The organism is Gemmatimonadota bacterium, assembly GCA_026705765.1.
GTDB lineage: Bacteria > Latescibacterota > UBA2968 > UBA2968 > UBA2968 > VXRD01.
This window is the reverse complement of the sequence record JAPPAB010000040.1, coordinates 1-10,089: the sequence shown is the minus strand read 5'-3', so window position 1 is coordinate 10,089 and position 10,089 is coordinate 1. Positions and strand designations below refer to the sequence as shown.

Sequence of the window (10,089 nt, the reverse complement as noted above, 5' to 3'; positions counted from 1 at the left end):
GTAATAAAATCGCCCGCCGCAAGTCCCAGACCTTCCAGCGCCATCGGATATTCACCATCGGCACTCTCTATCCGCGCTGTCTCCGTCATAAGAGAAATCCGCACGGGATCGCGCCCTGCCACCTCGTATTGCAAACCGTAATCCATAAGCCTGTAATCGTCTTTTATCGAAAATCCAAAAGCCACCTCCTCAATTGCCGTAGCCTCGTCATCCCCGCGTGGAAAACGAACCTGTATGCGCGGCGGCTGATCGACTTTCGCCGTAATTTTATACGCGCGCGCATACTCGTTTTTTTCTCCCTCTACATCTCGCAACCCAACCTCGTAAGACCCATTCTCTGTAATCGACAGCACGCCTTCCCACACGGCATCATCTGAATTTTTCAACGCCATTTCTTCCCCACCATCCAATACCAGCGATGCCTTCTCCAACGCTTTATTCACCGTCACCGACACCACCACCTCAGTACCTTCAGGCGCCGTAATATCACCGCCATAAGGCACATCCCGGTCTTCCATCTCCAAATAGTCGGGATAGCGATATAGAAGTCCAATCGACACCACTTCGGGCGGCGTCCACACCGACAGTGTATAGACATCGGAGCGATACGCCCCAACCTGCACCTGGTATTCCGTATCGGCATACAAATCGCGCAACTGGTGGGCAAACACATCGCCAACCTCTCCAGGCTCTAACGGTGCGGTTTGCCAGTCCCCGCCCGATGTCCGCCACTGAATCGCCTTGCTCGCACTCATAAGATCTGTCGTCACCCACACCATCTGATGCGCCCCGCGCCGCACCCGCGCATCACCCGGTTCAACCGTATAGGGCGATGGCAAAACCGGTGCAAAAAACAACCGCCCTGCAATATCGCGCAGATCAACCTGCCACAACGCGATGAGCAACACAACAGCACCCAATCCCCAAACCCCAACAACCGCGCGGCGCACCCGCTTCAAAACGCGCAAATCAATCACAGGTGGCGCCTGTATCGCCGACAATTCGCGCACCTGCTGAAACACCTGATCGGTCATCCACTCGGAAACCGGCGTTGATCCGTGCAGCGATACAGTGCTAACAATCAGGTCCTCAAGCTCGGGATGATGCGCATCGATAAACAACGCGATCTGCTCTCTTGTCACCACCGTTCGATGCGGAACATACAACCACTTATACCCCGCGCCAAAGACCAGAATGAGAAATGCTATCACCGGCACAATCACAGGCACGCGATCGGCAAAAGCCACCACAGCGCACAACCCGATCAGCAAACCCAAAAACACCGCGCCAAACATCAACCGACCCTGCAAACGCCGCCGTCGCTCAAATTGCGCGGCCACTGCGCGGATCGCGTGTTCCAATTTAAGCGGTAGCAATGGTATCATGTCCGCACCTCCCGCGCACTCAAATACGCGGCGTAAAAATGTTCAATCAAAAGCAAAGCGAGCAAAAACCCGAGTATCCAGCGACCGTATTCATACACAATCGAAAGATCCGCCGATGGTTTCCCGTCTCGCTGAAATAACACGGGCGCATCGCACAACCGAATCTCAAATTCCGCGGGCGTTATCCGCGCCAAATCGCTCTCTCGATCTGCAGCGTTGACCGATGCGACTTGCATCCCCCACTGATATACACCGGGCACCTGGAATATGCGGGCATCGCCAACTACAGAATTCGATCCTTCTGGTCCCATAACCCGTTCCACCGCATCAGAAGCACTTATAGCATCGCCCACCTGATAATCTGTCTCAATCTCCCGATCACCCGATAAATAGCGCAACGTCTCGTGCAACAAAGGCACAAACCGCGGCGTCCGCGCCAGATTTGACCGATCAAACCCCATCCCACCAGCCCAGACCAAGATGCGACCTTCTCCTATCCTGCCCTCGACAATAGCGGGCATCAAATCGTCGTATTTTGCCAGCACCGCTGCTGAACTGTCAGCGGTAATAATGTGGTAATTCTCATAGCGCACAGATGAAAAATCGTTAAATCGCGCCCCCCTGAAAGGGCGAAAAATGGGATGCTCCAAATCGACCCACGCCAGCGTGGCATAACCTGCATCCTCTACCCTTGAAATCCTTATATTCGCGCGCGCGAGCAAGGCATTCACAGACTGAATATCGGCATCTCGGCGAAGCGGCAAAAACAGCGCACCGCCTTCCTTAACATAATCTGCAAACTCACTCACAGAAGTCACATCTTCGGCAATCACCACCGACCCCATAAGTTCTCCAGACCAGATCAAACGCCAATCCGCGCCCTCGGGCACAGCAGCCTTGAGCATAAATCGCGAGGACTCCGAAGTGTTCAACACCGCAATGGGATGTTGCGGTTTGGCAAGCCACGCAAAAAAACGGCGATCATCTCGCTGCAATCCATCGCCTCCGGCGAGCGCGACATATCCGTTTATCCCATTCTCTAAAGGCACGGAAAAAGCCACCTGTGTCGCATTGCCCGGCAACACCATTACATCGCGCGTTTCTATCACCTCTTCATCAACCACCAGTTGCGCGGCAAGCGCGCCTGGTCCAGACCAATTTCGCACCCGAGCGCGAACCCGCAAGACATCGTCCTTTACAGCCCGCACAGCGAGCGCGTCAACCGACGCATTGGACACAGCGTTCGCCCCCACATCCACCACTTGAAGCGCAATCGCACCCGGCAACCGCCATCCCATATCGGATAGCGGCATGCCACTCGCCTGAAAATCGCTGATCACGTGAACCACGCGCTTCACCTGCGCGGTATCAGCCGCAAAAACATGCTCAACCACCTGAAGTGCCGCAGCATAATCAGTATGTCCCCACGTCACATCGGCGATCTCAATAGCGCGTCGCACATCTGCCACATCACTTGAAAGCGACACATCGACCACGGCCTGCTGTGCAAATCGCACAAATCCAACCCGATCACCCGGCTCCACAGTCTCCAACACGGCCTTCGCCCCTGTTTTCGCGCGCTCCCATACCCCATCATATCCCATACTCAGCGAAACATCCATCGCAATCACATGATCAGTCGTTCCCGAAGCCGCCGCTTCAGCATTCAACAGCATCTCTCGGAAAGGCCGCGCAAACGCAAGAGCCAGGGCAACCAGCACTGCCATTCGCAACAACATCAACACAACGTGTTGAACGCGTCTGCGCTCGATCACCTCGCGCTTGACATCGGGCACAAACATCAAACTGCTAAACCGCACGGTCTCGCGCTCCGGGCGGCGAATGCGATGTACAAAATAGGGAATGCCAATCAGCGCAACACCAAATGCAAATAGCGGAACCAGCAACCCCATCATGCCCCTCCTGACCGCCTGCTCGGCGCAATCAATCCATCGTTGCGCCGATGTAAAAACCGGTGCAGCGCCATATCCAGAGGTTCAGAACACGCGAACTCTTCAATATCGATCTCCGCCGATAAACACGCTTCTCTTATCGCGTCAAAATGTCGCCTGCGATTATCCAAATAGGCTTCGCGCACCTCCTCTGGCACGGCAAATTGCTCGCGATTGTCCTCGGCATCCACCAGCGTCACCGACCGATCAAAGGGAAACGTCTGCTCAGCCGGATCGCTCACCTGCAACACCAGCACATCGTGACGCTGCGCCCGCAGAGAACGCAAATGCACAATCATTTCATCAGCCGGATGCAACAAATCGCCGATTAATACCACCATCCCCCGCGCAGGCAACACATCGCCCATCACGCGCAACGTCCCCGCCGTATCCGTCTCTTCACCCGCGGGTCTCAAATTGTCGATCTCCATCAAAATGCGATGGCGTTGTCCATCTCGACGCCGCGCGGGCACATGCGCAATCAACTCCCGATGATAAGCGGCAAAACCCACGGCATCTCCCTGACCGGAAGCCAGCATCACCAGACACGCCGCCAGCATCTGTGCATACCGAAACTTGCTCACATCTCCCGAACCATAGTCCATAGACGCGCTGCAATCCAGCAAAATAGTAGAACGCAAATTGCGCTCATCCTGAAACTGCTTCACATGCAGCCGATCACTCCGCCCGTACAGCCGCCAATCAACAAAGCGCAAATCATCACCCCACGCATAGGGACGATATTGGGCAAACTCAACCGACGCCCCGTGGTGAATACTGCGATGCGCCCCACCTTGCAATCCTGAAATAACCGTACGCGCCAAAAGTTCCAGATCCGCAATACGCGCCAACTCAGCCGGATCGAGATATGTATAAATAGAGTTTTGCATAGCGGTCAGTCTCATACCAGATCCGCTTCCGGTGGCTGAATCGTCTCCAGCAGCCGATTGATAACATCCTCGGCATTTACGCGATCTGCTTCGGCTCTAAAATTGGTCAAAATGCGATGGCGCAACACATTGGGCGCAACCGCCTGAACATCGCCAAAAGAAACGTGATATCGCCCCTTCAGCAATGCCCGCGCCTTCGCCCCCAGCAACAACCCCTGCACGCCGCGTGTGCCCGCGCCCCAACTCACCCATGAAGTCACAAAATCCGGCGCCGTATCCCCCGGACGGCTCGCCTGCACCAGTTGCACCGCATAACGCGCCACAGGCTCGGCAACCGGAACCATCCTCACCAGCCTGGCAAAATCGAGCATATCTGCACCCGAAAACACAGGCTCGACCTCTTCAGCCTCAATCGACGTCGTACGCGTCGCCACATCCAACTCTTCATCCTCCGCCAAATAATCGATCCAGATATTCATCATAAAACGATCCAACTGTGCCTCGGGCAGTGGATAAGTACCCTCCAACTCAATGGGATTCTGCGTCGCCAGAACGAAAAACGGTTGCTCCAGCGCGTGCAAATTACCTCCTATCGTAACCTGCTTCTCCTCCATCGCCTCCAGCAGTGCAGCCTGCGTCTTGGGCGGTGTGCGGTTAATCTCATCAGCCAGCAAAATATGTGTAAAAATAGGACCCGGAATAAACCGCAACTCGCGGTGTCCACCCACGCGATCCTCGTCAATAATCTCTGTACCCGTTATATCCGAAGGCATCAGATCCGGCGTAAACTGCACGCGCTTAAAATCCAAATCCAAAATCTTCGCAATCGTACGCACCAGCAGCGTCTTCGCCAAACCCGGCGCCCCCGTCAACAAACAATGACCGCCGCTAAACAACACGATCAACAGCGACTCAATAACCTCATCCTGCCCGACGATCACCTTGCGAATCTGCTCCATCATACGCACGCGACCATCGCGCAACTTGTCTATCGCCTCAGCTTCAAATGGCGTTTCTTGTTTTTGAATAGCTTCTCCCAAAAATCACCTCAATTATTTTAATGCGTCATCGCATACACCACGATATTAATACCCATCGGATACGCCTTGGGCGCGGAAAAATTGCGAAAATACTCGTAATTCTCACCCTCGCGCTCCCAGCCATCGCCCAAATCTGTATTGTGCATCACCACGACCATCAACCGCCCATCCCGGTCAAAAATGCCCTTGCAATGCGCCTCAGAACCGTATTGGTCATAACGCCCGGCCCACCCCTCATAAGTAATCCCCGTCGATTGCCAGTCCCAGAAACTCCCCAGACCCGGCACCTGCGGCACCTCCTTAATATCAAACACAATGTGAAACAACTCGTGATCCAGCGGAATATCCACCAGGGGAAATTCATCGGGCGGCAACACCTGAGCAATCTCGTACTCCCAATTTCGCCACGCATCATCTCCCCAGAAATCATCCACCAGCAAAAAACCACCGCGCAACAAATAATCGCGCAACCCCTCCTGCTCAGACACACTCAGCGCCATCCGTCCCACTTCGAGCATATAAATAAACGGATACTTAAACACCTCGGGATCATCGAGACGCACGACCACATGCTTGAACTGCCCATCTTCTGTGCGATTCACATTGAGCGTTGTAATTTGAGACAAACGCAGAGAAAAATTCACATCCGACTCGGGATAATCCACCGCCCAACTGCCCCTTCGTCGTCGATACCCCCAATCATCATCGCCCGTATAATTTGAATACTCGATACGGCAAAACGTAAACGTATTACCCGGAAAAATATCGCGCTCCATCCGCTCAATAGGACCTCGCCGTCTGCGCCCGAACTGTGCATCGACATCCCACTCGGGCATCAACAGCACCAACAAACACGCCAGTAAAATTCGCATCACGGCACCTCCACCAATTCCAACAACAACTGTTGCGCATCCCAAAAATGCGGCATGGTTTCCAACAGCGCGAGTACCTCGGCTTTTGCTGCCACAACCTCGCCCTTTTTTGCGAGCGCCTCCGCCAGATTGAGCCGGTGCTCGGCACGCCCCGGTACATCCAGATAAATAAGCCGACGCCAATCCGCGATAGCCGCATCCCAGTCTTCCAGCATCTCGTGAACCTCGGCACTTCGCGTCAGTATCTCAACCTGAAAAGGACGCACAGCCAATGCCCGATCCAGCACGGCACGCGCAGCCGCCCAGTCCCTATCCTTCACATACAATCCACTCAAAGTCAGACAGGCTTCATGCGCCATCGCATCCCATCCAACGAGCTTTTTTAATGCACTGCGATACCACTCCGGATCACCGCGCACAGCACCTGCATCCGCCCATAGGCGCAAGGGCGCATCTTCCGCTGCATAATCTGGATACAAAGCATGCGCCTCCAGGAAAAACTGCTCTGCATCCGCCCAGTTCTCTGCCTCAACTGCCTCTTTCCCGGCATTTAATTTCTGGCGAAACTCCGAATCTTTGGACAGCACTCTGAGGGGGGCGCATCGATTCCCCATATATTCCATAAACCGCTCATCCACAATACGAGCAGAAACACCGCTGGCCGAAATCAACGCCTCAACTGCCTCCATGCCATCGCCAATGCGGTCGAGCGCCGTCACCAGTGCATCGTGGCCGTAGTGATTCACATAAAAAGCCACAAACTCGCCCGATACAAAATACCCATACATCAGATGCATCTGTGTTTCTGGATCGGTAAAAAACCGTCCGAGATCGCCTACAGCCGGAAACCCTTCGCCATCCACAATATGCTTAAATTCCGGCCCCAATCGCTGCCCCCAGGACACATCCTTCTGCGTCTCTTCATAGACCGAAATCCCCTCCGACAACCAGCGCGGCATGCGATTTCGAGTCTTTTGCAGCGTAATCACATGCACAAACTCGTGCCACAACACCTGTTGCCAGTTCATCGTGCCGGGTGGTCGCGCCCGGGGAGAATCCATCGTAACCAACCGCCCAAAACAAATACCCAAATGTCCTGCATTGCCCGGCAGCCCCACCGACCGCACCATAAACACATCGTGATCGTCAAACACCTGCACCACCACGGGCGTGTGCAACTCAATATTGTATTTCCTCTGATAGTACAAAGCCGCTTCATTGAGCAGCTTCAACAAGCCATCAGACATCACCTCGGCTTCTTGCCTGGGCAATTGCAACTTGAAAATACCGCGCGATATCGTCACAAAACCATCAATCGCATCGGCGGCTTCGAGCAAATTATACGCCCGCACGCTATATGGATCGGCAGCAAAAACCCGCTCCAACTCGCTCCGCGCCTCGGCATCTTTGCCCAACCGCAACAAATCATACGCCAACAGCAACCGCGCCTCGACATCTTTTGCATCAATCTCCAACGCACGCGCTTGAAAAGCACGCCCTTCTTCAAACCGGTATTGCCGAGACGCAATGCGCCCGGGAATGCGAAAAGCACCTGAAAAATACCCATTAAAAGCCAATGCCCGTTCCTGTATCTCTTGCATCGCCTCCGAATCGTCCAACAAAAAAAATGCCGCCGCCTTTAACCCCAGTGCTTTCAAGTGGTTTGGATTAACAAACAGCATAGAATCCAGCACCTCAAGCGCATCACGTGGTGCATTGCGATCCAGCAATTGCTCGACTTGCAACCTCTGGACCTCTAAATGATTCGGATTGAGGGCGAGAAGCTGCGCCATCACTTCCAAAACCCGATCATCGCCCGCGCGATAATAACACCACATCAACCCCGCCAAAGCCTCCTGATTTTCAGGATCCAACGCGAGCGCTGCCCCGTATTTCTCTACCGCCACATCAAAAGCGCGTTTATCCAGCGCCAGATTGCCCGCCGCAACCAGTACAGACGCGCTATTGGGAAAAACCTCAGCCATCAAATTGTAAAACCGCAACAGCGATTTTGGATCTTCACCCTGCAACTCGCGCAGACGCGCAATCGCGATCAAATCATCGACATCATGGCGGTATTCCGACAACAAGCGCACCTGATTCTCGGCCTTCATCAATGCCAGGCCATAATCGCCCATCCGACCGCACAGGCGATACAACTCGGCCAGGCGCACGGTTGCATCGAGCGCACTTCCAATCCCTTCCAGTTGCTCAATCGCTTCGTCAACGCGCCCCGTCAACGCCAGCAACTCGGCATAATCCCGCCGCGTTGACCACGGGTGATAAGACGCGCGCTCGAGCACTTTCACCGCCTCGGCATAATCGCCCCGCGCCCACAACGTGCGATAATCCGTCTCCTGAGCAAAAACGCTTTCCGCGCTAAGGAGGATTACAAAGATCAAATATGTAATTTGAAAACGCATAAGAACGCTACACTTTGCATTTTAAGATTTGCATATAAATTTCGACCTTGATACACTCAGGTTTGTTCCCTTCACACTTCTCCCTTCACACTTCTTCTCACCTATTATACGGAAAATGCCCCCCACGCACATTGCGCCACACCGCATCGCAAGCCTCTAACACATCCTCATCCAGACGCCCATCTGCAGCCTGAATATTGTGCGTCAGGTGTTCCAACTTGCTCGCACCCAAAATCATCGAATCGACAATCGGCTGAGACATCAACCATTGCAAAGACAACTCAATCATCGTCTTGCCAGCAGAATGTGCAATCTGCTTCAATTCATCGAGCGCATCAAAATTGCGATCATACCAGAACCTGCCGTAATAATCCCGATTCAAATCAAAGCGCGTACCCATTGCGGGTTCGGTATCTCGCGTGTGTTTGCCCGTCAGCATACCCGCTGCAAGCGGATTATATACCGCCATTCCAATATTCATTTCACGACTAAACGCAACGCACTCCTCATCGATACTCCGCGTAATCAAATTATAGGGCACCTGCAACACCACGGGCGATGCCCAATTGTTCACATCGCATTTCCAAAGCGCTTTCATCACCTGCCACGAAGCGAAATTCGACATCCCCACATATATGATCTTCCCCTGTTGTACCAACGTGTCAAACGCCGCCATCGTCTCTTCAAGAGGCGTATTCCAATCGGGCTTGTGCAAATAGAGAATATCCAGACAGTCGGTCTGCAACCGCTTCAAACACGCTTCCACACCCCGAATCACGTGCCAGCGGTGCAACCCCTGATCCTTAATCTCGTCCTGCCCGACAAAATTGGCGATCTTGCTCGCCAAAATCACCCGGTCGCGTTTGCCCTTGAGTGCCTTACCCACAATTTCTTCGGACACGCCATTCACATAAGTATCTGCCGTATCGATAAAATTCACACCCGCATCCAGAGCCGTATCCACCATGCGAATAGACGTAGCCTCATCGGCTTGATCGCCAAATGTCATAGCGCCCAAACATATCCGCGACACGCGAATACCCGTCCCTCTCAAAATGCTATACTCCATCTCTCCTCCTAACGGTTGCTTGTGCAATCTTTTTCCTTATCTTTACTTATCGCTATAACATAACACTGTCTCGTGACTTCGCAATATACTATGATCTGGGTCTTCATCTTTATTTTTATCGCATTTTGGGTCTATATGGGCATTGAACTCTACCTGTATTTTCGCAGACCCAAAAATACCGACAACTGGGATGAAATGTCCGAATGGGCGTGGCGGCGCACAGTGCGCAAAGCCATTGATGAAATGTTGAAAGAGAAACGGTAGTCAGCAGGTTTTATGAACACATTCCAAAAAACCGCCATCACCACCCTCGTTGCGATCCTCTTGCTCATCGGCGTCGGTAGTCTCGTGCGCGTTTCAGGCGCGGGCCTGGGATGTCCCGACTGGCCCCGGTGCTGGGGCTGCTGGTTCCCGCCCGCGAGTATTGACGACATCGACCGGGCCTCTCTCGCAGAACG

Annotated in this window: 9 protein-coding genes; 2 read left to right on the top strand and 7 right to left on the bottom strand. The window is 53.5% G+C overall.

The genetic code is table 11. From position 1 onward, the window contains the following. From OXH16_04940 to OXH16_04910, 7 genes are all read right to left on the bottom strand, one after another. Window positions 1-1,385: hypothetical protein (locus OXH16_04940; protein ID MCY3680720.1), on the bottom strand; the 1,385-nt coding region annotated here is incomplete at its 3' end. Continuing rightward, on the bottom strand, window positions 1,382-3,301 hold the full coding sequence (locus tag OXH16_04935; GenBank protein ID MCY3680719.1) for a BatA and WFA domain-containing protein: 1,920 nt from the start codon (window positions 3,299-3,301) through the stop codon (window positions 1,382-1,384). The genes OXH16_04935 and OXH16_04940, both read right to left, overlap by 4 nt. After that, entirely contained in the window at window positions 3,298-4,227 is a 930-nt protein-coding gene (locus OXH16_04930; protein ID MCY3680718.1) for a DUF58 domain-containing protein, read from the bottom strand. The genes OXH16_04935 and OXH16_04930 overlap by 4 nt, the downstream gene beginning before the upstream one ends. 11 nt (window positions 4,228-4,238) lie before the next feature. Further along, complete coding sequence (locus OXH16_04925; GenBank protein MCY3680717.1) at window positions 4,239-5,189, bottom strand: AAA family ATPase; 951 nt, start codon at window positions 5,187-5,189, stop codon at window positions 4,239-4,241. A 95-nt stretch (window positions 5,190-5,284) separates the two neighbouring features. Beyond that, window positions 5,285-6,139 (bottom strand): DUF4159 domain-containing protein, encoded by an 855-nt coding sequence (locus OXH16_04920; GenBank protein MCY3680716.1) that lies wholly within the window; start codon window positions 6,137-6,139, stop codon window positions 5,285-5,287. Next, entirely contained in the window at window positions 6,139-8,562 is a 2,424-nt protein-coding gene (locus tag OXH16_04915) for a tetratricopeptide repeat protein (protein ID MCY3680715.1), read from the bottom strand. The genes OXH16_04920 and OXH16_04915 overlap by 1 nt, the downstream gene beginning before the upstream one ends. Window positions 8,563-8,659: 97 nt before the next feature. Then, entirely contained in the window at window positions 8,660-9,631 is a 972-nt protein-coding gene (locus tag OXH16_04910) for an aldo/keto reductase (protein MCY3680714.1), read from the bottom strand. Between the two features lie 90 nt (window positions 9,632-9,721). On the opposite strand from OXH16_04910, the gene OXH16_04905 reads away from it, so the two are divergent. Together OXH16_04905 and OXH16_04900 are read left to right on the top strand one after the other, a co-directional pair. After that, window positions 9,722-9,895 (top strand): hypothetical protein, encoded by a 174-nt coding sequence (locus tag OXH16_04905; GenBank protein MCY3680713.1) that lies wholly within the window; start codon window positions 9,722-9,724, stop codon window positions 9,893-9,895. Window positions 9,896-9,907: 12 nt separating this feature from the next. Beyond that, the coding region (locus OXH16_04900; GenBank protein MCY3680712.1) for a COX15/CtaA family protein at window positions 9,908-10,089 on the top strand (182 nt) is incomplete at its 3' end.